The sequence below is a fragment of the Dyadobacter sp. 22481 genome, assembly GCF_052044875.1.
Lineage (GTDB): Bacteria > Bacteroidota > Bacteroidia > Cytophagales > Spirosomataceae > Dyadobacter > Dyadobacter endophyticus.
On record NZ_JBQENV010000001.1, the window covers coordinates 963928 to 990306 of the forward strand.

The following is a 26379-nucleotide window of genomic DNA, read 5'->3' on the forward strand; positions in this document are numbered from 1 at the left end:
CGCTCTGCGGTTTATTTTTGGGAAAACAGTTTGATCGTGTAGTCCAGTAATGCGGTGTCGCCGATTTTCCCGTGGCCCGGAATCACCACTTTCACGTCCGGATATTGCGCTTTGATTTTGGTCACGGTACCCGACCAGGCCTGCACGTTCGCATCCGCGAGGTTGCCTTTGGTTGCATCCACTTCTTTGATCAGGCAGCCGCCGAACATTACCTTCTCGGCCGGAAAATAGCCGATGATATTGTCGCGCGTATGTCCTTCGCCGTAAAATGCCGCGATAACTGCTTTCTTGCCCACTTTCAGGTCCAGCTGATTGTCGAAACCTTTCTGAGGGACGGGGAATTTGTGCTCTTTGTCGAATGCAATCGTCTTGTTCGTCGCGTAAGATGGGATGCCGTGCTCGTGAAACGCCTTCAACCCGCCGACGCAATCCTCATGGAAATGCGTGGCTATGATGGCCTTTACCTTGCATTTCAAACTATCTTCGACCCACCGGATCACCTTTTCGGAAGTCGCGTCGTCCACTGGTGTATCAAAGATCACCGCCTCGCCTCCGTCGAAAACGATGAGGCCATTGCAGGGTACTTTTCCAAAAGTTTCCGTTTGGAGGTAGGTAAGGTGCGTATATGCGTGGTCGCTTACTTTTTGGAGGATGAGGTCATCGGTTTTAAAGCTTTTGTCGGGCGTCTGCGCTTGCGCGAGTGAACATACATAAAGGAGTAGGCAGGCGAGAAAGTGTTTTTTCATGGATTGATTGGTGAATGGAAGTGAACGCTAAAAGTGGGCGGCAAGATAATATTGGCAATCGGTTATCCAATGAGCAGGAATACGAACATGCTCTACCGCATAATAGATCTTTAAGCAAAGATGCGGTGACAACGAATAACCTCAGTATATTTTCAATAATATTATTGTAATGTATTGAATAATAAATGTTTATGGATAAAAATGAAATACTGGCCAAACTTCCCGGGATGTTTGTCGAGCCGGGGCTAAGGCAGGAAATGGCTCACAATAGCAAATTCCTGCGGGTAGGGAAAGGAGATATGATCGTCCGTGAAGGGCAATACCTCGATTTTCTGCCGATTGTTCTCACAGGGGAAATCAGGGTTTTTCAGCAAAAAGAGGATCGGGAAATCCTGTTGTACTACGTCCGCGCAGGACAGACCTGTATGATGTCGCTTTCCGCCGCGTATTTCAACAATACCAGCGGTTCGTATGGAGTAGCGACCGAGCCGTCGGAAATTTTTGTTTTTCCGTCGCGTCTGGTGAACGAGTGGCAGCTCAAATATCCTTCGTGGAATGCATTTCTGATCCAGACTTTCCGGAGCCGGTACGACGAGCTGCTCGGGTCGTTCGAGAGCGTGGCATTTGATCCGGTCGAGAAAAGGGTCATGACGTATCTGGCTAACCGGTCGCGGCAGGAAGGCACCGACAAGATTGCCATTTCCCACCAGCAGCTTGCTTACGAACTAGGAACAACGCGCGTAGTCATTTCGAGGATACTGAAAAGCTTTGAGCAGCAGGGCAAGGTAATGTTGCTAAGGGGGTATATCCGCCTGAAATAAATTTAGGTTTATGTATCTTTTGATACCGTCGGCTGGTCGTCTCGGGCGCTATTTTTGCCCGTACACTTTTAACCTGTTCCAAATATGAAAACATTACATTGCCGCGACGCGGGATTCGATTGTGAAGGGGTAATCAAGGCCGCCACCGATGAAGAAGTTCTGGCGCAGGCCGCCGTACATGCGCACGATGTACACGGTGTGGAGGTATCACCCGAGCTGGCCAATCAATTGCGAACGCTCATTAAAGAGGAGGCCTAGCCAAATCCGCGGGTTGCTATTAAAATTCCATGATTAAACAGGCCTCGGCATTATCCAAAGGCCTGTTTTTTTGTACATTGTCTTCAAAAAAAGACATATGCAAACACTCGCTACCATCCTCGTCGCCCTCGTTGCGCTGGAACATCTTTACATTCTCTACATCGAAATGTTCGCCTGGGAAACGAAAGGCAAGGAAACGTTCAAAGGCTCCCTCGCGCCGGAGCTGTTCAAGCCTACCAAAACGCTGGCTGCGAATCAGGGGCTTTACAATGGTTTCCTCGCCGCCGGGCTTGTTTGGTCATTGCTCATTGAGGACCATCACTGGCGGCTGTACGTAGGGGTTTTCTTTCTTTGTTGTGTGATTGTTGCAGGTATCTATGGAGCTGTAACCGCTAGCAAGAAGATATTCTTTGTGCAGGCATTGCCGGCGATTGTGGCTTTGGTGGTGCTGCATTTGTGAGGGGTGTCATCTAATTGAATAGGTGATGGATTGGTTCGGCTAAAAGTTTCCTGGTTCAGTATGCCTCGGAGGTTTTTTGCACTTTAAACCAAATGTTCATTCCTGGCCTGTCGATCGCAAAGTGCGTCCATGCGATCACGATGGTGTTGATCACCAATAATGCGCTGCTGAAATACAATGGAAACTGGGGGACGCCGAGGCGGCCGAATATTGAGGAAAACATGCTGATGAGTGGTATCCCATAAGCGAGTACGGTCCAGGCAGCCTGAAATTGCAGCACGCGTTTCCCAAAGTCTGCTACACCCACAACAGTGTTTCGTTTGTAGAGCCAGAGGGCAAACGGCAGAAACACATTACCGAACGGCAGGATCCAGAATGATAATGCGGAAAGGTTTAAAAGTTTGAGGACGCCCGTGTCCTCACGAGCGGGTGCGGACGAGGTTTCGGCAGTGGCCGAAAAATGTTCTACCGGAACTTCGAGCGCCTGCGCGAGGAGGCGGAGCGTTTCACCGCGCGGGATCGTGTCGCCGGCCTCGATGCGTTGCAATGTGCGCAGATTAATGCGGGCATTTTCGGCCAGGCTTTCCTGCGAAAGTCCCTTCGCCCGGCGCAAGGTTTTGATTTGTTCAGAGGTATTCAGGTTGTTCATATTGAAGTTGTTTTACCCAAATTTAACCTTTCCGGAGCGGGAATGATAGCGGCATTTCTACGGCATTTGCAACCGGTGGTAATTTCGCCGATCAAAAAGTCCGCGTTTACGGTGCATTCACTATATTTAAGCATCACCAATAACCTTTCACTCCGTTCCTATGCGACACCTTTTTAAAAGAACATTTACCTACATATTATTTTCAGGCATGGCCGCTACCTCCGTGCAGGCGCAGCAACAGCAGCCGCTTCTCGGTTTCGGTACCGAGGCGGCGAAGAAAGAGCTGGACCTCGAAGCGGCGTTCGATAAGCAGTTGCAGGCCAATAACCTGCGCGACTGGATGAAGCGCATGACGGCATTCCCGCACCAGCTGGGCTCGCCTTATGGCCTCAATAATGCGCTTTTCCTTCGCGATAAACTCGCTTCGTGGGGTTTCGATGCGCGGCTCGATACGGTGCATGTGCTTTTCCCGACGCCCAAAGTGCGGATTCTGGAACTGACGGAACCGACGAAATTCAAGGCTTCGCTGACCGAAAAACCGTTGAAAGAGGACGCCACTTCTGCGCAGACGAAGGATGTACTGCCGCCTTACCATGCATTTTCGGCCAATGGCGATGTGACGGCAGAGTTGGTTTTCGTCAATTATGGTGTGCCCGACGATTATGAGGAACTCGCGAAGCTGGGTGTAGATGTGAAAGGCAAGATTGTGATCGCCAAATACGGCGGTTCGTGGCGGGGTATCAAGCCGAAAGTCGCTTACGAGCACGGTGCGATCGGCTGCATTATTTATTCCGATCCGAAGGAAGACGGCTATTTCCAGGGTGACGTATATCCCAAAGGGGCATTTAAAAATGAATCGGGGGTGCAGCGCGGGTCGGTGGTGGATTTGCCGTTGGCGCCGGGCGATCCGCTTACCAATGGTTTTGTGGCCGATGCCCAGCATAAGCGGCTTTCGGTGGACGAGGCCCCGGCGATGATGAAGATCCCGGTGCTGCCGATTTCGTACGGCGACGCGTTGCCGCTGCTTAAAGCATTGGGCGGGCAGATCGCGCCTGCTACCTGGCGGGGCGCATTGCCGATCACTTACCATGTCGGCCCCGGCCCGGGAAAGGTGCATTTGAAGCTGGAATTCAACTTCGATATCGTGCCTTGCTACAATGTGATCGCGACGCTGAAAGGCAGCGAGTTTCCCGACCAATGGGTGATCCGTGGTAACCACCACGACGCCTGGGTGTTCGGCGCGGCCGACCCGGTGAGCGGTGCCGTGGCCGAACTGGAAGAAGCGCGGGCATTGGGCGAGCTCGTCAAAACGGGCTGGAAACCGAAGCGTACCATCGTCTACTGCTGGTGGGACGGCGAGGAGCCCGGCTTGCTCGGCTCGACCGAATGGGTGGAGAAATACCAATCTATTTTGAAGGAAAAGGCAGTTGTCTATCTCAATTCGGATGGAAACGGCCGCGGGTACCTGGGTGCGGGCGGGTCGCACACGCTCGAAAAGTTCATCAACCAGGTAGGCCGCGACGTCACCGATCCCGAAAAAGGCACGAGTGTGATCGAGCGCCTGCGCTCACGTACGATCCTCAACGGCACCCCGACCGCTAAACAGGAAGCCCGCTCCCGCGCCGACCTGCGCATTGGCGCGCTGGGTTCCGGTTCTGACTATACGCCGTTCATCCAGCACCTCGGCATTGCCTCGCTCAATATTGGTTATGGCGGCGAAGATGCCGGCGGCGACTACCACTCCATTTTCGATTCCTACGACCATTACACCCGTTTCAAGGACGGCGACTTTGCCTACGGCGTAACGCTCGCCAAAACCCTGGGCCGTTCCGTCCTCCGCTTCGCCAATGCCGACGTGCTGCCCTTCGATTTCAGCAACTTCGCAAACACGGTGCAAGGGTATACTGCGGAAGTAAAAAAGGAGCTTGAAGCCGCGCGCACCAAAGCCGAAGATCACAACAAAGTGCTTAGCGAAGGCCGCTTCGAAGCTGCGGCTGATCCGAAAGATCCATTTGTGAAACCCGCTGTTGAATCGGTCGCGCCCTACCTCAACTTCGCGCCGCTGGATAATGCATTGGTGAGGTTGGAACAAAGTGCCAAAGCATTTGCTTCGGCATCCTCCAAATTTTCCGCACTTCCCGCTGACAAGTTGAAGGAGTTGAATGAGATTTTATACAAAACAGAAAGGAAGCTGATCCATGCGGATGGTTTGCCTCGTCGGCCCTGGTACCGGCACCAGATTTATGCGCCAGGCTTTTATACGGGGTATGGGGTGAAGACTTTGCCGATGATCCGGGAGGCGATTGAGCAGAAGAATTGGAAGGAGGCTGAGGAGGGAATTTTAAGGGTTAGTGGGGTTTTGGAGGGGTTTGTTGGGGAGGTTGAGAGGGCGTTGGGGGTGGGGAGGTGAACGGGGGTGGTCTGGGAGCGCCTCTGGCAGTTTAAGTCGAGGCATTCCCAGATTCTGAATGTATGAAACTATATCTATTGATTTAATATCTGAATGGCTTTGAGAAATCCCCCCTTTGAAGTGTTCTCGTCATACAAATGCAAGGGCATATCTGCCTTTGGCATCCAAACTCGTCCCATTTCAATAGCAGTCGCGACTGGCATCGTTGGGAAAACATGCAAGGGTGTTTTAGAATTATATTTTGATTTTATCACATTGAATACTTCTTGAATTTTCGTGCCAAAATCCGCCAACTGCCTTTTGTTTTGAAGGAAGTTGGTACTAGGGTTGTCAATTGTTAACGTGAAAATGCTACAATCTGTGCCTAACACGTCTGTAATTCTATCATTAGTAATATTTGCGCTTAGGGAAATATTTAATGCGACTGTTGGGTAAATGCAATTCGGTTCTATAAAATGGTAATCTATTGCTTCATTCGCGTCAGATAAATTCCAGGTGTCTGGTACTCTTATCTTTTGATGAATTCTGGCAGGATAGATGTTGTTAATTAGTGTTCCTAACTTCACAAGTAGCGGCATTGGAGCTATGGCAAAAATTGATAAGTGTTTTATTTCTCCTTTTGTAAAGTTTTGAAGGAGTTTGCGATTAAACTGCCTTTCTAGATTCGCTTCTTCTTCCGACCAGTAACTTGGATCGCTATCTCTATTTAAGCTGTTCGATGTGCTTAAATCAATGGTTTCTGACACAGCAGGATAATAACTTGGTAGTAAATAGTTGCTTACTACCTGGTAACTTAGGTTTGGAGTGGAGTTTCCTATATTTGCTTTGTATGTCACTATATGACTTTGCATATCGTGCGCTATGTCAGTGTTACGCTTAATTCGATCTTCATGTTCTTTTTTCATTTCTAAAAGGATCGATTCTGGATGTGCCGCAACTTCAATTTTATCTACTAGTCTGTGATGAGTATCACACAACAGCATCAGGTTAGTAATGTCGTCAGCTAGCTGCGGTGATCGTGTTGAATGGCCTCTTGGTCCACCAGGTTGGTCAGCAACTACATGGGCAATATATGATTGATTAAAATTCTTCTTAGTTAGAATATCTTCTCTTAATGACTTATTGCAACCTCGGTATTGACATCTGCCCGCGGATAAAACCCACAATAGGTATTTATTGTTTGTTGATATACTTGTTACGCTCATTTTCTTCTTGAAAATTTAGTGTTGAATGGAAGCTTGTTTGTTGATTTGTTTTTTCCGCTGGCCACTTTTTCTAAGTGTACTCCTCCGCCATTCCACTCCCCGGTGCCAACCCAAATCTCGTAGTGATATAGCCAATCATACATCCAAGGGATTACTGTTTTAGCCAAAGACATTGTGCTATTCCATTGCCTGCCATCCGGATAGTATAGGCAGAGAAGCTGCTCTTTTTGATTATAGCAATGTGGGAGCGCTAATTTTCCTTTTGCCAAAGTCAATGGTTTGGGTGTAACTACATAGGCCTTGGGTGATTCTGATATCGCATAGATGACCTTAACACCGTACCTGTCTCCAAGTGGCGATGGTGATATTTCGTAAGTCCATGTTAGACGATAATCTCTTTCTATTACGATTTTGGAATCAGGGGTTAGTTGCCTAATTCCAAAAGCTTGGGCTGCAATGCCCAGTGATTTCGCTTTTATCATTCGTTTCCGAAAAAGGTGTGTGGCTTAAGAATATTTGTTGCGGCTGATGTTATGCCAACTTTGGTGTCAAATCGAGTTCCACCCTGTTCTGTTAGTATTCTCGTGTTGATGCCAATGTTGTTAAATGTTTTCCTGACTTCATTTTCGCCAAATAACCCTGACATTTCTTCTTTAATCAAAATGCCACGTTGTTGAGTTATTTTCTTAATGTCGTTCTCAACTGCATCCAGCCAGTTGTAAAAGTTCGTTTGTTTGTTGGGATTGTCTTGCCATTTGTCGGCAAAGTTTTCTTCGGGATTTGCTGGGTTGGCAATGAATTTATACTTCCTTCCAGAGACAATGTCATATCGATCTTCTATGAATTTTCTCATGCTAGATACTACGCCAACTAGTGCCAGACTGATATCCGACTGCTTTTCGTACGAATGGGCCGCCAACGTCGTTATGATAACTGAAATTGGTTTATCGCAATCTCCGTCAAACATAATGTCTCGGTGGCGTTTCAATATCTGTACAACTCTTTGAAGTGGGAGCCGCTCTTTTTGATAATTCGGAAATTTTCCCACGGCTTCTCGTAATGAATAAGCTTTTGATGATGCTAGCTGTGCTCTGTTATAAAACCATTTTGCGTAGCCAAAAGGGTTACTTAACAGCCAGCGACTAATATCAGTATCCCATTCGTAGTTTGGTAATTGCTTATCAGTTATCCGGATGGATAGCTCGTTATAGTTGTCTCCCATTGCTGACAGTGAGCGCTCCATTAGTTGTTTATATCCATGACTTACAATCGATGGCAGTATATCCATATGGTATTTGTCAAAGTTGTCAGAATTTTCGCGATACCGTAATGTCCAACACCGCCTCCCTTCTTCATCCAGCATATCTTTGTATACTCCGTGATCACGAATTCTATCTCCGACAATCTTTTTCAGATCTTTTTGGGTCCAATCCCACTTTTTACCAGATAATTGACAAGCAAGATCAACGTCTAGATCGTCTTTTGGATTAACTGGCTTAATCATTGTTCCAAGAATGAAAGATCCTTGTGGTAGCACCTCCGGATTGTAGGGAGCGAGTTCCGAATCTTCTTTGCACAGCCATTCTCCAACGGCATTGTAGCTTCGGACCGCGTTGTTATAGTCAGTTTCGGAAATATCTAAACTCTTGCCGAGTTGGTCCCAGATCTCATTAAATTGTTTTGTTTGTTCAGGTGTTAACATAGTTCGTTAGCTTGGTTTATTGATTAAAAAATGCACATTGGATATGTTCATTCATACCATCCGCAGCTGTCAGATAGGCTGAACTGAAACTTGTGATATGATTGTCCTTGCCTTTTTATTGACGAAGGATTCCAACCTGATGACGGAGTAGGAATTGGTAGCCGGGCATTAGGAAAAAAAGTGAGACCCGTTTGGATTTTGGCGAAGCAACTATACTTTTGCAGTCCGTTTTAACTGTGCTCAATCCTTTGGGCTTAATTTTTGGGCAAGTGCCAACTTGACCAATCTCGGTTGGAAAATCGCAACTTTCAAAGTCCCCACTTTGATTGCTTGCGATTTTTCACTCAAGAACCTAGCGAGGCAACGTATATAACTGTGCCAGGCAGGGATCGGTGACATAATGTCAGAAGTAAATGTGGATTTATGATTGGTATGGCAAATATTATTCTAGTACAATGCAAAATAGCCAAATAGAATATGTTCGATAGGTGCCTAGTTCGATTCGAAAAACTACCACGTATTTAGTTGACATTCTTGGTTTTGAGAATTACAAGAAAGTTGCTGGCGGCGACTTAGAGGGATAGAGGAGATTTAATCTTGGAGACAATGACATAAAAGATCTATTTCGCCTATCACATTAATGTAAATCTGATACTTTAATAGATTGAATTACTTCTACAATTGATACTGACAGTATCTGCCTGCCATTTTGTAACTGATTTCCAGGAGTGTCACATTAGTTGGCAGTCTGAATAATTCTCTAAATTTTTTCAAATAAACGGAAATCTCAAATAGCGCCCCGTTATAGCAGATTGTTCAATTCACATGCTCATCCATCTCCTTAAATAACCTTCTCACAAATCTCTCCGCATCCGTTTCCGAAACCAACTTCACGGAAATGCCAGCCGAATTCAAAGTCAATTTGTCTTGAATAAAGCCATTCAATTCTTTATGTTTTTTTGGAGTGGAAGTGAGCAGGGTAATATCGATTTTCTCACTGGCCGTTGCCAATTCCGCAAGCTTACCGGCCCATTTATAAACCTTGCTCCTTATATTTTCCACATTCTGCAAGTCGAATGACACGGGCATGTAACAATGCCAAATCTCGTTTTTCCAAGCTTTGTCAAACTGGAAGCTGTCGTATTTAGTTTCGACTTCGTGTTCAGTCAGCTTGGCCGTAATCCCGTATTCGTCAAAATACTTTTTATACTTTTTTTTCCAAACGTCGGCGTCGCTGGTCGCGGATTCGTCGGTTTCATTTTGCCATTTGGTTACGAGCAGGCGGTATAGGTCAGTCAGCGATTTGTTGAAGTCCAGGTCGATACCTTTTTTTACCTCGGTCAAAGTCAATGAACTGTCGTCGTCCGGGAGGATTTTTCGTGTGAGTTCTGCCAAGTCCTCAGAGATAGGAAGGAGTTCAGAGAATAGCTGTTTTGCTCTTATGATTTCTTTTTCAAAATGGCGGAGGGCTTTTAAAATTGCTCTCCCGTCCGCTCCCGGAAAGAATGAGGTAATCCTTCCGTACTTACTGATGATCTTGCAGTTTAGATATTGGTATTCAGCAGAGTACACAATCACACCAACGTTGATAAACTCGCCGGTAGCGCGGTCGTGAAGATATCGGATGATCTGATATTGATATTTTTTCATACCAAAATTGCCTGTTCCAGTTGTTGCGCAAAGATAGTTCTATTCTCGACGATCGACGCAAGGTGGTTTTTGATTGTTGTCAAGTCGTCTGAAATCCAGGCCGGTGGGAGCAAGTGTGACGCTTTTGTCCAGAAATTGTCGCCAAGGCGAGTGAACCGTTCAATAAAGTCGTGAATTTGAACCTGTGTTCCTCTCAGTTTTGGGTAAAGAAAGTGCTTTCTGAGCATTGTTAGCTCCATTTCGCCGAGCTCCCAGGGTCGTGGATTACGATTGAAGGACAACATGAGCATAAAGTCAAATGCCAGCTCGTGATCAAAAACGAACAGATCAGATTGCACGGTTAAGAGATTCGGTTTTTCTTCACGTCGATCCGCATTTGAAATAAATAGATCAAACGACGTTACTTGTTCTGCCTGCGAAACCTGAATTCTTGAAAGGCAGGTCGGGCCCACGACTGGAATCGTCCCCGGAATATATTTGGTTCCAAAGTTTAGGCCAACGCTTTCGATAAACCGCTGATAGTGTGTGGTTCCGTGAAGTGTATCGGCAAAATCCGTACTTACTTCAATGTAAACCGGTTCGAATGTATTCAATCCCAGTTCCAGGGCAATCCAAGCACCCAGACATTCTTTCATCACAGCTTGCTGATAGATTCTCGGATGGCCGAATGGCTTTACCACGTAACTATCACGATCTCCGCTTTCGAAATCCTGCGCCCAAATCAGCATAGGCTCGGTGGTTCCCGTTGAAAGAACATCAAGCCATTCGGTGGCGTGGACAGTTTTGACCTGATAGTTTTCGCCTGTGATTTTTGGCATTCAATAGCTGGTTGCAGGTTTTGCTATTGAAAGTTAATTTCTTAAAACACTTACTAACTTGTTCGTTGTCAATGATCGAACGGTAGGTTCAGAATGAAATGTAGTATCGGTGTCTATTCTTTGGTACTCACCAACAACTCCCGAATATCCACCTTCAAATACACCGAAATCTGGTAAAGCATCTCCAAAGAAGGCTGAGCATCATTGGTGCACCAGCGGGAAACAGTAGATTGCGCTTTTCCAAGATCCTTGGCTAGATCTTTACTAGTCTTTCCTTTTTCATGTAGTAATATCTTTATTCTATTAAGGCGCATAATTAGCGGCGAATGCATATTTCATGCTATCTAACGCTATTTCAGAATTTAATCAACCCAGTAAAAGAGCTGCATATGGCCTAAAAAATATTGTTTTACATCATTTTTATTACTTTATTAGCTATGTAATTGATGTAAAACAATATTTTATGACACACGAAAAAAAAATTTTACACCCTTCCAAAAGAACGTTAACAGTTTACCGCAAATACCTTCCGCGGGCGTACAAGTACGCGATCATGCCCGAAATCCGCCTCTGCGGTAGATGGCTGCAAGAAGCCGGTTTTGAATGCGGCGACGAGGTGACAGTGAAATGTTTGGGCAATAAATTGGAAATCACGCTCAATCCTGTGCAAGAGCCGGAGCCTGTGCCGGTGAAGAAACGGAGAGCTGCGCAAAAGGAGGTTGGTTGGTAGGAAATGTTTAGACAACCGAGATTCCATTAGGAAACAGTTTTGGCACGCATTCGAGCCTTGAATTTCTCAGGATCAAAGTTCTCGACCCAGCCACTTTGTTCCCCGGCGATCAATGTTTGCCTTAATAGGCTCAGTTTTTCGTCTTGTGAAGTAAGCAGATAGGAATGCAGACGGAGGGAAGTGGATGTGTTTTTGGCCATGATGAGTGTTGTCAATATTATAAAAATACCAAAACCCGCGCACAAAAATCCTTCTGATGAACAAGCGGAAGTTTTGTACAGTATGGACTGTCTTCGACTCCGCTCAGACTGACATCTGCCTTTGTCACGCAGGAGCGGAGTCGAAGCATTATGCACGATGTCACTTCACCGTATACCAATCCCTAACCCGCACATCAATCCCCTTATCCTTCTCATTCACCAATTTCTTAAACGCCTCCGTATCGCTAAACCCATTCTGCCCGCGGTAATGGTACGGATAAACCACCTTCGGCTTAAACGCCAGCACAGTGGTAGCAGCCTCGTTAATATCCATCGTATAAGGCAAATTCATGCACACGAATGCCACATCGATATTCTTCAAAGCCTTAATCTCTGGAATGCCCGAAGTATCGCCGCTGAGGAAGACCGATTTGCCGCCCAGTTTGAGGACATAGCCGTTGCCGCGGCCTTTGGTGTGGCGGGAGTCGGCGGTTTCGGGGAGGTTGTACATCGGGATGGCGGTGATGCTGATGCCGAGCTTTTCGGTGGTGGCGCCGTTGGCGAGGACCGTCGTTTTGGCTTTCAGGGCGTCGGACATTTTATCGACTACGGCCTGCGGGGCTACGATGACGGTGCCGGTCAGGTCGAGGGCATCGAGGGAGGCCGGGTCGAAGTGGTCGCCGTGGATGTCGGTGATCACGATCAGGTCGGGTTTGGCGACGCCTACGAACGTTTTAGGCGCCTGATAAGGGTCGGCGTAGATGGTTTTGCCGTTCCAGGTAAGCGCCAGCGTGGCGTGGTTGAGCGGCTGGATTTTGAGCGGACCTTTGGAAGTCGGGATTTCATCGGGTTTAGGAAGCTGGGCCATGCAAAGCGAGGCCGCGAACAGGAGTAAAAAGGTGAACGTCGTTTTCATGATTTGTTTGTTTTTAGACAGGTCAAATTTAGGGTTTAACGGCCCGCAAGCAAGTTTTCAGGCTTTTTTTCATGGCTTTTTAATAGCGAAGTGAAAGATGTGCTTAGCTTGCGGAAGGATCGGTTACCGTTTGCTATCATGACGCATTTTCGTAAAGCAGCGCTTCGCATGGCGCAGTTTACATTTGGTTTCGTTTCAATATTCATCGTAAGCGTGTACGATGCGTTCGCGCAGGAGTTCGTGGTGGCGCCGTTCAATTTCAGGATCGAAAGCGGTTTTTACACGCCCGCGAGCACGGATGCGGAGGCGCTCGAGCGCACAAAGCCGGAAATCTGGCCACAGACGTTCATGCAAAAAACCGATCAGAACCTGGCAATGCTCTTCCCGCCGCCGGGTGGGATTTTGCTTTTTAAATCAAAGCATTTGAAAGATCCTGCGAATGTGGCGGTAAAGTTGGTCGCTCCGTCGCTGGTCATCGTCGATACGATTTTTCATAACCAGGTTTATATTCAAAAAGTGAGTGGTAACGAAAAGTATTCTTTCGATATGTGCTATTCTTTACGAATTGATGGTCAGCGATATTACACGGATTTTCGCCCACACACGATTGATTATCGATATCCATTAATCTATCACAAACAGCTCTTCATAATCGCGTCGCAAGAAATGGGTTATGAAATGTATGCCGACAAAGGTTATCCCGAGCACTTCCGAATTGCCGTGTTTAATATGCAAAACGGAGGCATTCAAATGCATTTCACGAGTGGAGAATTGCCCTTTCATTATGGTCTGGAATTTCTGGACGAGAGCGACGACGCGATCCATTCGGAGTACAGCGCCAAGGATCAGACCTTTCGCATTGAAATCAAGGGTTTGAATGAGACTTATAAGGGGATTTGGAATGGGAAGGAGTTGAAGCATTTGCATTAAACATGACAACGATTCAGTTGACAACCCTGATTCATGCGCCGATCAAAGCTTGCTTTGACGCCGCTAGGAGTGTAGATGCGCATTTATCATCCGCAGCCGGCACCCATGAAAAGGTCGTTGCAGGCAGGATGACCGGGCTATTCGAAACGGGCGATATCGTCACGTGGGAGGCAAGGCACCTGGGAATCAAGCAGCGGCTTACGGTGGAGATTAGCCGTATGATCGAACCGACATTTTTCGAGGACAAAATGCTGAAAGGCGCTTTTAAAAGTATGCGCCATAAGCATCATTTTTTAGAAGAGAACGGTTCGACGATTATGACCGACGTCTTCGAGTATGAAACGCCGTTTGGTATTTTAGGTGTTCTATTTGATAAGTTGTATTTGGATAACTACATGAGAAAGTTCTTGCAGACGCGGAATTTTCACTTGAAAGAGTTGCTTGAAAGGGTTTAGCAGTTTTTCCAAAGTCGGTTTTTTCATACAATCAGGCTACCTTCGAGCCCTATTTTCAATTTTCAATAACTAAATGAGACATTTTTCCCGCATTACCTTTCTGGCATTGTTTCTAATCCCAATGCTGACCACCGCGCAGCAAGCGGAGGAACAGCAAGTCAAGAAAACATTTGACAACTATAAATCTGCAATCCTGAATGACAAAGGCGAAGAAGCTGTTGAACAGGTTGATACGAAGACAATTGCCTATTACGGCGACATTCTCGAAAAGGTGAAAACTGCGGATTCATTGAAGGTCGATAAGCTTTCTTTGATGGACAAACTGATCGTCCTCGTGGTACGTCACCGCATTCCGAAAGAGGAGATTATGAAAACGAACGGCAAGCAATTGCTGGTGACGGCCATCAAAATGGGCATGGTAGGAAAGAGTTCGGTGATAAACAATGAGGTGGGTACGGTGAAAGTGAATGGGGATTTTGCTTCGGGCGAGCTTTTGGTGCGGGGGCAGAAAACGCCGCTCGCATTTGAGTTTCATAAGGAAAACGGTTTGTGGAAACTGGATTTGACTGCGATTTTCCCGGCGGGCGAGGCGGCGTTTCGTCAAATGGTAAAGCAAAGCGGCGAGCCTGAAAATGAATATTTGTTGTCGCTGATCCAACTGACAACGGGCAAGGAGCCGGGGGCGGAGGTTTGGGTGCCCACCAAGCAACAGTAATGTTATCCAATCGAAGTACTATCAAAGTATCTTCACCGACGCCAGTATTTTCAAAACCTCATCTTCATCTTTACTCCTTCCCTAAATGCTGAGCTTTCTTAAATCATCGACTTTAATGTAAATCCCTATCAAGCCCTGCCCAGTCTTTTTGGGCCATACTGTGAGTGTTTTATAGCCATTCTGCACGGTTTCAGTGCGGTGGTGGGTAGCGTTGGTCTCCTTCGTAAATGAATACGAATACATGCCCATGTCGTATCTGAGGGTATCCTTTCCATTGGTAATGCCGCCTACTTTGGAATCGTAGCCCTGCGCTTCGAATTTTTTCCAGCTGGAAGGTGCCACAAACGAGAAATCATCGAAAGCCATCGGGATCGGCTGGTCCTTTTTGCAAGCCAGAACGACCAAAACCGCGAGAATTGAGAAAAAAGTCTTCCTAGCTCTAAGTTGGGGAATGTGAGGTAGTTCGAAGACCAAAATGTGTGAAACTTGGTTGGTAGTCGGGCCGTATTTTTCAAGCGATCTCGCCCAGCGTGACATAAAATTTGCTCTTGCTGTTTTTTAACTCCCCCTACACAATAGGCGCTTCCTCCTCAGGCACGCGCGGTTGCGCAGGCACGCCCGCAAGCCGCTGTAACACGTGCGCTACCACGGGCCGGCAACTGAACAGGTATGCATGGTGCTTCATCAGAAAGTCCTTTTCCCAGAATGTTTTGAGGAGGTTGATGCCGCTGTAATCGCCATTCCTTGCTTTCGTCATGCCTTCGTCGTCGTTGTCGAGGAAGCCGTAAAAGAGCGGGTCTGCTTTCGGGCCGGTGTCCTGTTTGATGATATCCAGCACGTTATAGAAGTTGAAACCTTCTTCCAGTTTCAGGGTCGGGTCTTTTTTGAAGATTTCGTCGCCATAGCTGCCCAGGTTGCGGAAGTCGGTGGTAAGGCCGTCGGCATCGGGGCGGGGATCGAAAGCAGCGGTATTTTCATTGAGGTTAAACTGTTTGGAACTCACGTACAGCAGGTAATCGCTCGGGTCGTAATAAATGTGGACGTGTTTGGCAAGCTGCTTCAACGGTGTGTAATTGTAGTGAAAATGCGGGCCTTTGAATTTCCTCCGCATGTTTCTCAACTGTACGCCTCCCTGCTGTACGGCCAGGTAAGTCACGTCGGGCGCCATGAGGAATATGTTTTCGAAAATGCCGGTCGGAATGCTGTGGCCTTCGCCGGGATTGATCATGCCGTTCAGCAGCTGGTGTCCAAATGAATGCACGACCAGGTTGAGCGTTTTACCCGCTTCTTTCAGTTTTCGGGAGAGCACTTCAAAGTATTCAAACAATCCATTCCGGGTGAATTGCTCGCCGTAGCCGATCGAGCGGTCGTCGGCCTTCTTACGCCATCCGTATGACGGCCAGCCGAAGTAGAGCACATTGGCCACGCTGTTTTCGGGGTGGGCCAGGTAGCTTTGTACGAATTGGGGTACCAGTTCTAGTTTGAGACCCGGTTCCCAATCAAACCCGTGGATGTAGACAAAAACGTGTTTGCGCGACTCCGGCAACCGGCTCACGGCCTGCGTCACACCGGTAGCCCATACCTCGGGGAACAGCTCTGTAACCCGGAACGGCAGATTAGGCGCAGGAGGGAGGTTCGCAAAGAAAAGCTTGTCGGGCGCGTCGGCCATATCGATAATCGGGATACCTGCATTTTGCGCGCGGTAGCAAATGAAAAAATGCGATTTGTCATTTGCCGAAAGGCCCGAATAGGCGTCCAGCTCGACCTTATTGCCGATCACCTTCGTTCCATCGCTGGTAATGTGCCACAATGTGCGGCCATCGTGCTCGGCGCTGACGATATTTACTTTGGTGCCTCTCGTAAAAAACGGCCGTGCACCGTTCGGGCCCGGACGCTGCGATTGCTGGTCGAGGTTGTCGTTGATAATTCCTTCCATATGAGGTGGTTGTTTAAGGATCGAGGTAGTTCTACAAGTTAGCAACTATCCCCGATCTACTCAATCGTTTGTTATTTAGCGGTAGGCGTGTGCCCCGATGTGTGAATTATCGGCCGGAAATGGCAGGTTTGGCACACTTTTGGCTTAATAACCGGTATAACCATCCAAACACCAAAGATGAAAGCTGTTATTTCGATGTTATTTGCTGCCTCAGTGATGGTAGCCTGTAACACGCAGTCAGACAAGCAGGAAGCACTCTTGAAACAACAACAAAAAACCATCGATTCCATGCGCGTAGCCATGGAAAAGCAGGCTATTATAGATTCGATGAGTGCCCTGCAAGCGCAACGAGAAGAAGCGCAAAAGTGGGAAGAAATCGAGAAAAATGAGGCAACACACCACACCCAGGCCGTTGCAAGCGCTCCTGCGCAGGCAGCTCCCGCTAAAAAGAAATGGAGCCACACCGCCAAAGGGGCACTGGTAGGAGCAGGTACAGGGGCCATCACCGGGGCGATCGTGAATAAGAAGCGCGTCGAGGGTGCATTGATCGGTACCGTGATCGGTGCCGGCGTGGGTGCAGGTACCGGAGCAATTGTTGACCACAGTGTCAAAAAACGTAAGCAACAATAATCACATACGCTATATAGATTGGGATTGCCGGTTGAAAGACCGGCAATTTTTTTTGTGGCGACGATTTGAAAACTTGTCGCAAATGACCCTTTTCAAAGACGTTCCGACACCCGCTTCGAATACGTTGGCTGCTCTAAATTTGCATTAACGAAATCAAAAACTAACCAACCATTAACTTTTCGGAAATCATGAGAAAGATCATCACCAACACCTTCGTAACATTAGATGGCATTATCCAGGCACCGGGCGGCCCAGAGGAAGACCGCGCAGGCGGCTTCGAGTTCGGTGGGTGGTCGTTTCACTACTGGGACGATGTGATGGGCCAGGTAATGGGCGAGGGGATGAGCCAACCGTACGACCTGCTGCTGGGCCGCAAAACCTACGATATTTTCGCGGCGCACTGGCCATTCATCGAAAACGACCCGACCGCCGATCAGTTCAATGCCTGCACTAAATATGTGGCTACCCAAACGTTGAAAGACGCCACCTGGGAAAATACCGTGCTGCTCAACGCCGATACTGTCGCGCAGGTCAAAGCGCTCAAAGCGAGTGACGGCATCGATTTGCAGGTGCACGGAAGCTGCGATTTCATCCAGACGCTCCTGCGCCACAACCTGATCGACGAAATGAATATCTGGATCTTCCCGCTAGTGATTGGTCACGGTAAAAAGCTTTTCGCTGATGGTGTTGTGCCTTCAAATCTCAAATTAGCCAAACACACCGTGTCGGGTACGGGTGTGATTATTACCACCTACGTGCCTGATGGCGAAATCAAAACGGGTTCGTTTGCATTGGAGGAGCCGAACGAGCTCGAAGCGAAGCGGCGGGAGGGGATTGCTTAAACGACCGTTTACCGATGTTTTACCTTGTAAATCTAATATCGGTTGTTAGATTTACAAGGTAAAACTGGTTGAAACAAAGCATCGAATGGCCTGGAATCCAGACACGTATAATCAATTCAAAACGGAACGATCAGCACCTTTTTACGATCTGCTGGCATTGCTGAGCGTGCAATCGGGTTTAGAAGTGGTCGATCTTGGCTGTGGTACAGGCGAGCTTACGGCCAAACTGGCCGAAGCATTACCTGGCGCAAATGTTCTCGGAGTCGATTCGTCGGCGGAAATGCTGGCGGGCTCGCAGCAAAGCAATGGGAGTACATTGAATTTTGAAAATAGCTCCATCGAAAACCAGCTGAACAAGCCACAGCAGTGGGATGTCGTATTTTCCAATGCAGCCTTGCAATGGGTACCGGATCATGAAGCGCTATTTCCTCAAATTATCAATAAAATAAAGCCCGGCGGACAGCTATTGGTACAAATGCCGGCGCAGCACCACAACATTACCAACCGTTTGCTCAACGAACTTGCCACACAGGGGCCTTACGCGCCGGTCTACGCCGGTTGGAACCGGTTATCGCCCGTGCTCGACATTGATCGCTATGCCGAGCTTCTCTTCGAAAACGGCAGCAAATCCATGCAGGTTTTAGAGAAAATATACCCGCTTGTGCTCAACGACGTGAACGCGTTGCTGACCTGGGTCTCCGGCACGGCACTGATCCCTTACCTCGAACGCCTGCCCGAACCGTTAACCAGCCGCTTCCGGGACGACTACCGCGCATTACTGGGCCAGCAGTTCCCGAAAGCGCCTGTTTTTTATCCGTTTAAGAGGATATTGATCGCAGCCCGGTTTTGAATACTATCCCTGATATGCCCCTGCGAACCGTTTCGCGAAATATTCCAGTTTAAAATTGCCCTTGATTTCCCCACGGTTTTTCCAGTAATCTTCCTGCATTGTGCCGTTTTGCAGCGCCTGGCCCATGTCGCGGTAGAGGCCCGCGAAGCTTTCGTTCAGGCCGGCTTGCAGCATGCCGTTGTAGGCGTCTTCGTCCGAGAAAGTAATCCATGGAGTTCCTTCCTTACCCACGGCTGCGCCGAGTACCGCGGCGATTTCGGAAGGGTGGCGCTCGTCGCTGGAAATGTAGATGATGGTTTGTGCTTCGGTAAATGGTGCGAGCAATTGCTCGGTGGCCACTTTGGCGATGTCGTCGGTGTCTGTAAGCACTAGTTTTTCCTCGGTACCACCGAAGTTACTGCCGGCAATGCCGGCGTTTTTGATCAGGCCGATTTGCGCGTACAGATTATTGAAAAAATAGGAGGGGCGAAGGATTTTTACTTGTAAGCCCGGGATTTGAGCCAGTTTTTCTTCCAGATAACCCAATGCGTCGATAGGTCCCGCGCCTTTACGCAGGTGCGCGCCTATGCTGCTCAGGAGCACGATGCGCGTGATGCCGGCCGATTGAATGGCTTGCACATATTTGTCGGCTACTTCCCGCTGGAATGCGGCGTAATCGGCCAGTGAAAAATCGCTTGGGATCATCAGGTAAGCAACGTCGCCACCTTTAAAGGCCGATTGAAGGAATGCCACGTCCTGTACGGAGCCAATGGCGGCTTCTGCACCCAGGCCTTCGATCTGCTCCTTTTTATTTGCATTGTTGCTGATAACCACTACTTCATGACCAGCTTTTACGAGATTTTGGGTAACAGGCAGACTAATATTGCCGAGTGACCCTGTGATGATGTATTTCATGTCTTTTCAAATTGTTTTTTGATGGGACAAAGCTATATTTGTACTTACTTTTTGACAAGTACTTACCCGAGAGTATGTATGACTAAAGTTAAGGAAAATTCTACCTATAATGCGAACCGCGAGATCGTAATGCAGGAATGCCCGGTTACGTATGTGATGAACAAGATCGGAGGCCACTGGAAACCGATCATTCTGTTTCACCTTCTGGCGGGGAGCAAGCGTTATAGCGAAATAAAGAAGGCTATGCCGCACATTACGGAAAAGATGCTTATCCAGCATTTGAAACAGCTGGAAAACGATCGGTTGCTCATTCGTGAAGCCAAAGCCGTGGTACCGCCCTACGTTACCTATACGCTTACGGAAGGCGGTCGCGAGCTGGAACCGGTAATCAACGCCATGGCGGAATGGGCTTACAAGGATATGAAGCGGAGCAACCTGCCGGTGGCCGCAGAAATGGCGGCGTAATCCTTCTGGCAAAGTTTTTAGGCATTTAGCTTTGTCTGCTGACATACCGTTGTCATCCCTGGTATTATTTTGCGTCGAAAAAAGATCAGTCATGAAAGTACATACCACCAACTACGAAAACACCTTCATCGAAGTCGCCGACGATTGTCCGGCTTCCGGCGGCGAAATACCGCCGATGAAAGGCGAGGCGAAGACTGTGGCTGGCATCCAGTACGAAATGATCGCCAGAAATCCCTACAAATTCACGTCGGACGATGTGTTGTTCAAGGTTTTTGCGGAGCGAAAGGATCTGACCGAAAGCGAGCTGGAAGAGGCCCGGAAGCAGTTCTTTTCAAAAGGCCAGGCATGTATGCGGTGCTCACCTTTGACCAAACGGTACGGCTGGGGCGTTCACAACGACCAGGATGGAAAAATCGCGCTGTATGCGTGCGACAGTCCGGAGTACCAGAACTTCACAGAACAAAGCGAGCTGAAAACCGTAAAGGCGATGAAGTCGAGCCGGTAGCATTGGCTGGAGTTATTTGTTATATTTACAGTGCTCCTCTAACCTGCGCCCATGAAAAGTCTCGTCTGCACTATTCTATTGCTGATCGTGGCTATATCCGACGATTTCGCACAACTTCAACTCGCCATCGAACCGGTCACATCCGGGTTTACCAGGCCTGTGAAGGTTACGCACGCGTCTGATGGACGTCTTTTCGTGGCGGAGATCGGCGGGAAGATCAAAATTGTTAAAAACGGTGCAGTCCTCTCACAGCCTTTCCTCGATATTGGGACGAAAATCAATGATCCCGATTGGGCAGGTATATTCAGCATCGCATTTCCGCCTGATTATCAGGTATCGGGCTTTTTCTACGTCCTGTATGTGGTAAAAAGCAAAACCGAAGTCCAGATCTCGCGGTTCTCGCGGCAGGCGGGCAACGCCGATCTGGCGGATGCGAACTCGGAGGTGAAAATTCTGACGATTCCTTACGAAGATATCCTGGGTGGGCATCGGGGTGGGGATATGGCCTTTGGCAAAGACGGGTTTCTGTATATCTCCACAGGTGATAACGGCCCCGGCTCCCGAGGCGTCCCTGGCGATCCCAACAATAATTCCCAGAATATGAGCAAACTTTTTGGGAAGCTGCTGCGGCTTAATACCAGTGAGGCCTTGCCCGGCGATAATCCTTTGGGAAAGATATTTGCACTCGGATTGAGAAACCCCTGGCGGTTCGGTTTCGACCGGCAGACCGGCGACCTGTGGATCGGCGATAACGGGCAGGATGGTTGGGAAGAGATCAACTATTTGTCTTATCCTTTCGGCGGGCCCCTTTCAAACTTCGGCTGGAACTGCCTCGAAGGTACCCAAACCTACAATTCGTCGCATTGCGCTCCGGGGACAACCTACATTGCGCCCAAACTCACATACGCTGGCTATACCAACAATGGCGGCAAGGACGCATCGGTGATGGGGGGCTTCGTGTACCGAGGCTCGCGGTATCCGTCGATGAAAGGCCACTACTTTTTCGGCGACTATTCGGCCGGGAAAATCGGGTATGTGGATCCGTTAGGAGTTACTACGCCCGACGCCGGGCTTACCTATCCCTCGCTGATCTCTTTTGGCGAGGACCAGGCCGGTGAGCTCTACACGTTATCATTTCTGAATGGCACACTGTCTAAAATTACGAACCCCGGCGATCCCCTTCCGGTGAAATTGCTGTTTGTCAGACTTACCAAAACCGACAGCCGCTTCCTGATCCATTGGAAGACCATACAGGAAAGCAAATTCTCGCATTTTGATATACAGCGCAGCCGCGACGGTCGCACTTTCGTTACGCTGGGAACCGTGCATGGTGAAGGCGCGGGGAACTCTTATGCATTCGCGGACGGCGAACCATTGCACGATACGGGCTACTATCGCCTGAAAATGATCGACGCGGACGGCACCTTTCAATACAGCTCCGTCGTGACGGGCACATGGAACGCGCGTGACCAATCCTTTATTTTTCCCAACCCGGGAGGCAGCCAGATTACCATCGGAGGGCTTGTGAAGGGCGATGAAGTGCGCATCTATAACACTTCCGGGCTGCTGGTTTATAGCCGGGACATCGTTTCGAACGGCGATTGGAAAGTGAATATGGAAGGTAAACCCAAAGGCGCTTACACTGTATTTATCGACAACATAAGTTCCGGCTTCTCTCAAAAACTGAAAATGGCGTACAAATAGGTGCTTTTTCGGGATGCATTTCCTAATTTACGGGTTACCAGCCGTGGTAACGCCTGAGTATTTGTTTATATCTACACCAATACAAAAAATGAAGAAGTTAGGTCTCGTAGGCGGTATGAGCTGGGTCTCGACCGTCGATTATTACCGTTTTATCAATGAGGGCGTCAATGCAAGACTGGGAGGGCTGAACTATGCCGAATGCATTATCTATTCTGTAAATTTCAATGCATTTGTAAGTAACAACACGGCGGGTAAGTGGGATGATACTTTCCATATTTTGCTGGATGCCTGCCAGAATCTCGAAAAGGCGGGAGCCGAGGCCATTGTACTTTGCGCCAACACCGCCCACGCCGTTGCCGACCGCCTGGAAACTGAAATTAATCTTCCGATAATCCATATCGTGACCGAGACTGCCGCTGCCATCAAAGAGGCAGGACTTCGGAAAGTCGGGCTATTGGGCACGAAGTTCACGATGGAAATGGATTTTTACAAAGACAAACTAGTCAGCTCCGGTATTGAACCGATCGTTCCGGCTACGCAGGAAAGCCGTGATTTTATCCAAAATACACTGCGGGACGAGTTGGGGAAGGGTATTATCAGGGAAGAGACCCGAAAGGGCTATCTGGCGATTATAGATGAACTGATTCGCCAGGGGGCCGAGGGGATTATCCTGGGCTGTACCGAAATTCCGATGATCATCAGTCAGGCTGACGTGCCTGTGTCCGTTTTCGACACCACACAAATCCATTCCGATGCAGCCGTGGCATTTGCATTGGCGGAGTAAATGCGAGTGTAAATTTTATTCGGCGGCTGTCCGTTTACAGGAACAGCCGCCGAGGCTTTTTAAATAGCCTCAAATGGTGTCTGACGAAGGTACCAGCCTGGCCTTTAAATCAGGCTCTTTCATATCCTTGTCTAAGGGGAACATCGGGCGTTTAATGCGTTTGTAAGGCAACCGTTCCAAATCCTGATCCACGCCGCCGGGCGTGAGCGACAAAATCCAGTCGGCGCGCATATTGTAGAGCTCGGGTTCGAGGTAGCCGATTTTTACGACTACGATATCCGATTTGCGCGGGTTCAGGCCAAGCCTGGTAAAATCGGCTTCCTTGTGGTACGGTTTCCGTTTTTTGGTTACGATCACACGTACGCTGCCTACTTTCACCACCACCTCGGTTTCGGCATTGACATCGCCGTGATGGATCGCCTCCACCTTACCGACCAGATGGATCGGTGGCGCAAAACGGGCATCCACTTTCGCGCCCGCATATGCATCGATTTTACCGCCGACGCCCGCTTTCACAGCGGCTTCTACCAGTTCGGGGCCGGGAATGGACGCATAAATGAGTGATGGGCCGTTTTCCGCTTTGAATTCAGGACGTTTCAGGATTTCGGTGATTGTCCAGGTGACGTCGCCCGCACCGCCTGCGGTAGGGTTGTCGCCCGAATCGCTGATAAAGAACGGATGCCTGTCACTTGCGAGGGCCTTGTTCAATGCGCCCTTGAGGTCGTCGGTAGGTGCCACGAATGCGAATTCTTTACGCACATCCCAGAAGTTCTTCGCAAGCATTTCAGCGCTTTCCGTCACTTTGGTCTTATCGTCGCCGGTGACCATCACCACGGCATGGTTACGCGGTTCGTCTGCCCATGCGTAGCCTACCCACATGGCCGCGTCGATCACACCCGGCTGCGCCGAAGCGGGCGCTACCTTGGCGTACAGCGACTTTCCGGGCTCAATACGGGTACTCGTTTTTTCGCCTGGAAGCAGGATCGGCACGGGTATCCACGCCTTGTAAGCCGGCTTGCCTTTCCCACTTTCGAGGCGGGAGAGCAGGTTCGCGACGGCCCGACGTTTGGATTCCATAGCATCCTCGTGAGGCGCCATCCGGTAGCAGGTGATCAGGTCGGTATGCTGCGCCAGGCGCCACGACACATTGCCGTGCAAGTCCATACAAGTCGAAATGAGTACTTTCTTGCCAACTACCTCGCGGATGCGTGTGATGAGGTCGCCTTCGGGATCATCGAGCCCTTCGACACTCATCGCGCCGTGAATATCGAAATATAGCCCGTCGTAGGGGCCATTCTTTTTCAACAATTCGAGCGTCTGCTTCACCAGCGATTCATATGCGGCGCGCGTCACCATCCCGCCCGGCAGCGATTTGCCGACAAGCGCCGGCAGCCATTCAGCGCGTTTGCGCAAGCTGGAATCCGCCGCCATAAAAGGGTAGGAGGTAAATATCTGGTCGCCATATTTGGCCTTAAACGCAGGTTCTTCCGTTCGCGCCGGTGAAAACGTGCTCGACTCGATACCAAGCCCGGCAATGGCAATGCGCGGAAGCGCTTTGGATTTTTTTTCTCCATCTGCAAAACACAGCATTTGTGCTCCGGCCAAAAGGAAAGAAATGATCAGGGAAAGTGTAATTTTCATATATTTTGTTTTAACAAATGTGCCTAGGGGCTCTATTTTGTTTAAACATAATGAAAAATGACGGAATCGAATGAAACGGAGCATTTATGCAAGTGCCGCTTGCATAAATGCTCCGTCGAAACTCAATTACTTATGAGCCGGTTTCGTGACTCCATAACCAGTTTTTCCATGAAACCAATTCGCACCCTGCCCCACGAGCCACAGATAGTAGTCCGAAGGCAGATCGGTTTCAATACCCACAAATTTCCCATCCGCATTCAACGGCGTATCGCCTTCTTTCCTGGTTTTGAAAATGGCGGTGCCTTCGTCGACTTCGTCGAACATGGCGACATACAGCGCCTCGGCTCCCGACATTTTTGCGCCGGCGATCTGTTGCCAGAGGAACTCGCCTCTATTGCGTGGAATCTGGTTGTAGAGCGATTTGTCGTTTTTGAGGTTACCCCAGCTGAACCCCGGGAAAACCAACGGCGCATAGTCGATCTTGTTCGTTTTGCACCAGGCAATGTCGGCAGGCAAGTTCGGACCGGCTACATTCAGGTAGGTAGAAGCATTGTAGCGGCCGACGGCCCAGGGCATGATGATGTCGGCTTGTTTGATGACCGTATGCAGCAGCGGTGAATTTTCGGTATCACGACCGAGTTCACGCCAGTAGTACGGCACGCCGAGCAGGATCGAGGCCTTTTTAGTCGGGCCTTTTACCTCTTCCATCAGTTTTTGAATGTCCGCAATGGTGTATTTGCGGCCGTCGTTGAAACCCACTCCCCAGATGGCGAGCAACGGGCGGCCGTTATGCCGCAGGTAGGTGGGATTTTCCTGTCCGTCGAAAAGTTTGAACTGCTGTTGGAGTTCTTCCCAGTCCTTCGCGATGAAATCCATATCTGCCGAGGTGGACCCGCTGAGGTCGTACATGATGCTGATTGCCCGGCCGTATTTTTTAGCGGCTTTCAGTGCATTGGCCAGCACTTTGTTGAAATGCCGCTTGCCGCTTTCTCCCTTTACTTCCGACACAAACCTCTGCATGTATACGCCGTCGATACCGTGCTCTTTCATCCAGTTGAAATGCAGTTCCACACTCTCCTCGTCGTAAGGACTGTACACTTTGGCCGGTTCGCCGTTGGCGTATTTGAATGCGGTATTATAGGTTTTGGAATATTCCGTTACATCAGGCCAGAAGTCGATCGAAGCGAAGCCTGGCTCGAACTTGCCGGATTTCTGATAATGATGCCAGCCACGGCCCGCACCATCGCCTTCGGCCGTGAACCAACCCTGGTAACCCGCCATGACCAGGCCTTTGTAACTTTTGAAAAGGGAATGCGATTCGTCGTATTTAACCTCTTCGACGGGTTTAGGGTCGTCATTCTCAGGGGTATCATCGCTGCCTTTGCAACTGACTGAAACGATGGAAAGGAAGAACAGGAGTTTGAATAAGTTCATAGATGTCAAATTAGGTACGTAAAAGGGAG

At 48.8% G+C, this 26379-nt stretch carries 30 protein-coding genes; 15 read left to right on the forward strand and 15 right to left on the reverse strand.

Going from position 1 to position 26379, the window contains the following annotated elements:
* Nucleotides 1-11: 11 nt before the first annotated feature.
* Nucleotides 12-746, reverse strand: coding sequence for a subclass B1 metallo-beta-lactamase (gene bla / locus ACTJJJ_RS03505; RefSeq protein WP_440701441.1), 735 nt, complete (start codon nt 744-746; stop codon nt 12-14).
* Nucleotides 747-937: 191 nt separating this feature from the next.
* Between bla and ACTJJJ_RS03510 the strand changes: the two genes are divergently transcribed.
* From ACTJJJ_RS03510 to ACTJJJ_RS03520, 3 genes are all read left to right on the forward strand, one after another.
* Complete coding sequence (locus ACTJJJ_RS03510; protein WP_426294777.1) at nt 938-1567, forward strand: Crp/Fnr family transcriptional regulator; 630 nt, start codon at nt 938-940, stop codon at nt 1565-1567.
* 84 nt (nt 1568-1651) lie between these two features.
* Nucleotides 1652-1825: a DUF1059 domain-containing protein gene (locus ACTJJJ_RS03515; protein ID WP_440701442.1), complete on the forward strand. Its 174-nt coding sequence runs from the start codon at nt 1652-1654 to the stop codon at nt 1823-1825.
* Between the two features lie 97 nt (nt 1826-1922).
* On the forward strand, nt 1923-2285 hold the full coding sequence (locus ACTJJJ_RS03520) for a DUF1304 domain-containing protein (RefSeq protein ID WP_188930599.1): 363 nt from the start codon (nt 1923-1925) through the stop codon (nt 2283-2285).
* A gap of 55 nt (nt 2286-2340) precedes the next feature.
* Here the strand turns inward: ACTJJJ_RS03520 and ACTJJJ_RS03525 are convergent, their stop codons facing one another.
* The gene (locus ACTJJJ_RS03525) at nt 2341-2934 is read right to left on the reverse strand and encodes a helix-turn-helix domain-containing protein (protein WP_440701443.1); all 594 of its coding nucleotides are present in this window, start codon (nt 2932-2934) and stop codon (nt 2341-2343) included.
* Nucleotides 2935-3094: 160 nt separating this feature from the next.
* On the opposite strand from ACTJJJ_RS03525, the gene ACTJJJ_RS03530 reads away from it, so the two are divergent.
* On the forward strand, nt 3095-5344 hold the full coding sequence (locus tag ACTJJJ_RS03530; RefSeq protein ID WP_440701444.1) for a M28 family metallopeptidase: 2250 nt from the start codon (nt 3095-3097) through the stop codon (nt 5342-5344).
* Between the two features lie 74 nt (nt 5345-5418).
* Here the strand turns inward: ACTJJJ_RS03530 and ACTJJJ_RS03535 are convergent, their stop codons facing one another.
* From ACTJJJ_RS03535 to ACTJJJ_RS03560, 6 genes are all read right to left on the reverse strand, one after another.
* Nucleotides 5419-6549 (reverse strand): SAVED domain-containing protein, encoded by a 1131-nt coding sequence (locus ACTJJJ_RS03535; RefSeq protein WP_440701445.1) that lies wholly within the window; start codon nt 6547-6549, stop codon nt 5419-5421.
* The gene (locus tag ACTJJJ_RS03540) at nt 6546-7031 is read right to left on the reverse strand and encodes a hypothetical protein (RefSeq protein ID WP_440701446.1); all 486 of its coding nucleotides are present in this window, start codon (nt 7029-7031) and stop codon (nt 6546-6548) included. The genes ACTJJJ_RS03535 and ACTJJJ_RS03540 overlap by 4 nt, the downstream gene beginning before the upstream one ends.
* Complete coding sequence (locus ACTJJJ_RS03545; RefSeq protein ID WP_440701447.1) at nt 7028-8251, reverse strand: nucleotidyltransferase domain-containing protein; 1224 nt, start codon at nt 8249-8251, stop codon at nt 7028-7030. The genes ACTJJJ_RS03540 and ACTJJJ_RS03545 overlap by 4 nt, the downstream gene beginning before the upstream one ends.
* Nucleotides 8252-9067: 816 nt before the next feature.
* On the reverse strand, nt 9068-9901 hold the full coding sequence (locus ACTJJJ_RS03550) for a DUF3037 domain-containing protein (protein ID WP_440701448.1): 834 nt from the start codon (nt 9899-9901) through the stop codon (nt 9068-9070).
* Nucleotides 9898-10719 (reverse strand): HipA family kinase, encoded by an 822-nt coding sequence (locus tag ACTJJJ_RS03555; RefSeq protein ID WP_440701449.1) that lies wholly within the window; start codon nt 10717-10719, stop codon nt 9898-9900. The genes ACTJJJ_RS03550 and ACTJJJ_RS03555 overlap by 4 nt, the downstream gene beginning before the upstream one ends.
* 113 nt (nt 10720-10832) lie before the next feature.
* On the reverse strand, nt 10833-11051 hold the full coding sequence (locus ACTJJJ_RS03560; RefSeq protein WP_440701450.1) for a helix-turn-helix transcriptional regulator: 219 nt from the start codon (nt 11049-11051) through the stop codon (nt 10833-10835).
* Nucleotides 11052-11056: 5 nt separating this feature from the next.
* On the opposite strand from ACTJJJ_RS03560, the gene ACTJJJ_RS03565 reads away from it, so the two are divergent.
* On the forward strand, nt 11057-11449 hold the full coding sequence (locus ACTJJJ_RS03565; protein ID WP_440701451.1) for a SymE family type I addiction module toxin: 393 nt from the start codon (nt 11057-11059) through the stop codon (nt 11447-11449).
* Between the two features lie 26 nt (nt 11450-11475).
* On the opposite strand, the gene ACTJJJ_RS03570 is transcribed toward ACTJJJ_RS03565, so the two are convergent.
* The gene (locus ACTJJJ_RS03570) at nt 11476-11649 is read right to left on the reverse strand and encodes a type II toxin-antitoxin system ParD family antitoxin (protein WP_440701452.1); all 174 of its coding nucleotides are present in this window, start codon (nt 11647-11649) and stop codon (nt 11476-11478) included.
* A gap of 160 nt (nt 11650-11809) precedes the next feature.
* Nucleotides 11810-12565 (reverse strand): MBL fold metallo-hydrolase, encoded by a 756-nt coding sequence (locus ACTJJJ_RS03575; protein ID WP_440701453.1) that lies wholly within the window; start codon nt 12563-12565, stop codon nt 11810-11812.
* Between the two features lie 138 nt (nt 12566-12703).
* Between ACTJJJ_RS03575 and ACTJJJ_RS03580 the strand changes: the two genes are divergently transcribed.
* From ACTJJJ_RS03580 to ACTJJJ_RS03590, 3 genes are all read left to right on the forward strand, one after another.
* Nucleotides 12704-13495: a hypothetical protein gene (locus ACTJJJ_RS03580; RefSeq protein ID WP_440701454.1), complete on the forward strand. Its 792-nt coding sequence runs from the start codon at nt 12704-12706 to the stop codon at nt 13493-13495.
* Between the two features lie 2 nt (nt 13496-13497).
* Nucleotides 13498-13950 carry an SRPBCC family protein gene (locus ACTJJJ_RS03585; protein WP_440701455.1) on the forward strand — a complete coding sequence of 151 codons (453 nt, stop codon included), beginning with the start codon at nt 13498-13500 and terminating at the stop codon, nt 13948-13950.
* Between the two features lie 73 nt (nt 13951-14023).
* Nucleotides 14024-14665 carry a hypothetical protein gene (locus ACTJJJ_RS03590; protein WP_440701456.1) on the forward strand — a complete coding sequence of 214 codons (642 nt, stop codon included), beginning with the start codon at nt 14024-14026 and terminating at the stop codon, nt 14663-14665.
* Between the two features lie 81 nt (nt 14666-14746).
* Here the strand turns inward: ACTJJJ_RS03590 and ACTJJJ_RS03595 are convergent, their stop codons facing one another.
* On the reverse strand, nt 14747-15070 hold the full coding sequence (locus tag ACTJJJ_RS03595; protein WP_440701457.1) for a hypothetical protein: 324 nt from the start codon (nt 15068-15070) through the stop codon (nt 14747-14749).
* A 163-nt stretch (nt 15071-15233) separates the two neighbouring features.
* Nucleotides 15234-16601, reverse strand: coding sequence for an alpha/beta hydrolase (locus tag ACTJJJ_RS03600; RefSeq protein WP_440701458.1), 1368 nt, complete (start codon nt 16599-16601; stop codon nt 15234-15236).
* A 177-nt stretch (nt 16602-16778) separates the two neighbouring features.
* On the opposite strand from ACTJJJ_RS03600, the gene ACTJJJ_RS03605 reads away from it, so the two are divergent.
* From ACTJJJ_RS03605 to ACTJJJ_RS03615, 3 genes are all read left to right on the forward strand, one after another.
* Nucleotides 16779-17231, forward strand: a complete 453-nt coding sequence (locus tag ACTJJJ_RS03605; RefSeq protein WP_188930557.1) for a glycine zipper family protein — start codon at nt 16779-16781, stop codon at nt 17229-17231.
* Between the two features lie 188 nt (nt 17232-17419).
* On the forward strand, nt 17420-18073 hold the full coding sequence (locus tag ACTJJJ_RS03610; RefSeq protein ID WP_440701459.1) for a dihydrofolate reductase family protein: 654 nt from the start codon (nt 17420-17422) through the stop codon (nt 18071-18073).
* Nucleotides 18074-18158: 85 nt separating this feature from the next.
* Nucleotides 18159-18923: a methyltransferase domain-containing protein gene (locus ACTJJJ_RS03615; protein ID WP_440701460.1), complete on the forward strand. Its 765-nt coding sequence runs from the start codon at nt 18159-18161 to the stop codon at nt 18921-18923.
* Nucleotides 18924-18926: 3 nt separating this feature from the next.
* On the opposite strand, the gene ACTJJJ_RS03620 is transcribed toward ACTJJJ_RS03615, so the two are convergent.
* Nucleotides 18927-19817 carry an SDR family oxidoreductase gene (locus tag ACTJJJ_RS03620; protein ID WP_440701461.1) on the reverse strand — a complete coding sequence of 297 codons (891 nt, stop codon included), beginning with the start codon at nt 19815-19817 and terminating at the stop codon, nt 18927-18929.
* Between the two features lie 78 nt (nt 19818-19895).
* Between ACTJJJ_RS03620 and ACTJJJ_RS03625 the strand changes: the two genes are divergently transcribed.
* From ACTJJJ_RS03625 to ACTJJJ_RS03640, 4 genes are all read left to right on the forward strand, one after another.
* Nucleotides 19896-20282 carry a winged helix-turn-helix transcriptional regulator gene (locus ACTJJJ_RS03625; protein WP_188930548.1) on the forward strand — a complete coding sequence of 129 codons (387 nt, stop codon included), beginning with the start codon at nt 19896-19898 and terminating at the stop codon, nt 20280-20282.
* A gap of 91 nt (nt 20283-20373) precedes the next feature.
* Entirely contained in the window at nt 20374-20787 is a 414-nt protein-coding gene (locus tag ACTJJJ_RS03630; protein ID WP_440701462.1) for a DUF6157 family protein, read from the forward strand.
* 51 nt (nt 20788-20838) lie between these two features.
* Nucleotides 20839-22491: a PQQ-dependent sugar dehydrogenase gene (locus ACTJJJ_RS03635; RefSeq protein WP_440701463.1), complete on the forward strand. Its 1653-nt coding sequence runs from the start codon at nt 20839-20841 to the stop codon at nt 22489-22491.
* 88 nt (nt 22492-22579) lie between these two features.
* Nucleotides 22580-23275 (forward strand): aspartate/glutamate racemase family protein, encoded by a 696-nt coding sequence (locus ACTJJJ_RS03640; RefSeq protein WP_440701464.1) that lies wholly within the window; start codon nt 22580-22582, stop codon nt 23273-23275.
* Between the two features lie 69 nt (nt 23276-23344).
* Here ACTJJJ_RS03640 and ACTJJJ_RS03645 read toward each other — a convergent pair whose 3' ends face one another.
* Both ACTJJJ_RS03645 and ACTJJJ_RS03650 read right to left on the reverse strand, forming a co-directional pair.
* Nucleotides 23345-24916 (reverse strand): M81 family metallopeptidase, encoded by a 1572-nt coding sequence (locus ACTJJJ_RS03645; RefSeq protein ID WP_440701465.1) that lies wholly within the window; start codon nt 24914-24916, stop codon nt 23345-23347.
* Between the two features lie 126 nt (nt 24917-25042).
* Nucleotides 25043-26350, reverse strand: a complete 1308-nt coding sequence (locus ACTJJJ_RS03650; protein ID WP_440701466.1) for a glycoside hydrolase family 71/99-like protein — start codon at nt 26348-26350, stop codon at nt 25043-25045.
* Between the last annotated feature and the right edge of the window lie 29 nt (nt 26351-26379).

Bases quoted from the DNA above. Each gene is read 5' to 3' on its own strand.
- bla (WP_440701441.1), bottom strand. From the start codon at position 746: ATGAAAAAACACTTTCTCGCCTGCCTACTCCTTTATGTATGTTCACTC.
- ACTJJJ_RS03510 (WP_426294777.1), top strand. From the start codon at position 938: ATGGATAAAAATGAAATACTGGCCAAACTTCCCGGGATGTTTGTCGAG.
- ACTJJJ_RS03515 (WP_440701442.1), top strand. From the start codon at position 1,652: ATGAAAACATTACATTGCCGCGACGCGGGATTCGATTGTGAAGGGGTA.
- ACTJJJ_RS03520 (WP_188930599.1), top strand. From the start codon at position 1,923: ATGCAAACACTCGCTACCATCCTCGTCGCCCTCGTTGCGCTGGAACAT.
- ACTJJJ_RS03525 (WP_440701443.1), bottom strand. From the start codon at position 2,934: ATGAACAACCTGAATACCTCTGAACAAATCAAAACCTTGCGCCGGGCG.
- ACTJJJ_RS03530 (WP_440701444.1), top strand. From the start codon at position 3,095: ATGCGACACCTTTTTAAAAGAACATTTACCTACATATTATTTTCAGGC.
- ACTJJJ_RS03535 (WP_440701445.1), bottom strand. From the start codon at position 6,549: ATGAGCGTAACAAGTATATCAACAAACAATAAATACCTATTGTGGGTT.
- ACTJJJ_RS03540 (WP_440701446.1), bottom strand. From the start codon at position 7,031: ATGATAAAAGCGAAATCACTGGGCATTGCAGCCCAAGCTTTTGGAATT.
- ACTJJJ_RS03545 (WP_440701447.1), bottom strand. From the start codon at position 8,251: ATGTTAACACCTGAACAAACAAAACAATTTAATGAGATCTGGGACCAA.
- ACTJJJ_RS03550 (WP_440701448.1), bottom strand. From the start codon at position 9,901: ATGAAAAAATATCAATATCAGATCATCCGATATCTTCACGACCGCGCT.
- ACTJJJ_RS03555 (WP_440701449.1), bottom strand. From the start codon at position 10,719: ATGCCAAAAATCACAGGCGAAAACTATCAGGTCAAAACTGTCCACGCC.
- ACTJJJ_RS03560 (WP_440701450.1), bottom strand. From the start codon at position 11,051: ATGCATTCGCCGCTAATTATGCGCCTTAATAGAATAAAGATATTACTA.
- ACTJJJ_RS03565 (WP_440701451.1), top strand. From the start codon at position 11,057: ATGCTATCTAACGCTATTTCAGAATTTAATCAACCCAGTAAAAGAGCT.
- ACTJJJ_RS03570 (WP_440701452.1), bottom strand. From the start codon at position 11,649: ATGGCCAAAAACACATCCACTTCCCTCCGTCTGCATTCCTATCTGCTT.
- ACTJJJ_RS03575 (WP_440701453.1), bottom strand. From the start codon at position 12,565: ATGAAAACGACGTTCACCTTTTTACTCCTGTTCGCGGCCTCGCTTTGC.
- ACTJJJ_RS03580 (WP_440701454.1), top strand. From the start codon at position 12,704: ATGACGCATTTTCGTAAAGCAGCGCTTCGCATGGCGCAGTTTACATTT.
- ACTJJJ_RS03585 (WP_440701455.1), top strand. From the start codon at position 13,498: ATGACAACGATTCAGTTGACAACCCTGATTCATGCGCCGATCAAAGCT.
- ACTJJJ_RS03590 (WP_440701456.1), top strand. From the start codon at position 14,024: ATGAGACATTTTTCCCGCATTACCTTTCTGGCATTGTTTCTAATCCCA.
- ACTJJJ_RS03600 (WP_440701458.1), bottom strand. From the start codon at position 16,601: ATGGAAGGAATTATCAACGACAACCTCGACCAGCAATCGCAGCGTCCG.
- ACTJJJ_RS03605 (WP_188930557.1), top strand. From the start codon at position 16,779: ATGAAAGCTGTTATTTCGATGTTATTTGCTGCCTCAGTGATGGTAGCC.
- ACTJJJ_RS03610 (WP_440701459.1), top strand. From the start codon at position 17,420: ATGAGAAAGATCATCACCAACACCTTCGTAACATTAGATGGCATTATC.
- ACTJJJ_RS03615 (WP_440701460.1), top strand. From the start codon at position 18,159: ATGGCCTGGAATCCAGACACGTATAATCAATTCAAAACGGAACGATCA.
- ACTJJJ_RS03620 (WP_440701461.1), bottom strand. From the start codon at position 19,817: ATGAAATACATCATCACAGGGTCACTCGGCAATATTAGTCTGCCTGTT.
- ACTJJJ_RS03625 (WP_188930548.1), top strand. From the start codon at position 19,896: ATGACTAAAGTTAAGGAAAATTCTACCTATAATGCGAACCGCGAGATC.
- ACTJJJ_RS03630 (WP_440701462.1), top strand. From the start codon at position 20,374: ATGAAAGTACATACCACCAACTACGAAAACACCTTCATCGAAGTCGCC.
- ACTJJJ_RS03635 (WP_440701463.1), top strand. From the start codon at position 20,839: ATGAAAAGTCTCGTCTGCACTATTCTATTGCTGATCGTGGCTATATCC.
- ACTJJJ_RS03640 (WP_440701464.1), top strand. From the start codon at position 22,580: ATGAAGAAGTTAGGTCTCGTAGGCGGTATGAGCTGGGTCTCGACCGTC.
- ACTJJJ_RS03645 (WP_440701465.1), bottom strand. From the start codon at position 24,916: ATGAAAATTACACTTTCCCTGATCATTTCTTTCCTTTTGGCCGGAGCA.
- ACTJJJ_RS03650 (WP_440701466.1), bottom strand. From the start codon at position 26,350: ATGAACTTATTCAAACTCCTGTTCTTCCTTTCCATCGTTTCAGTCAGT.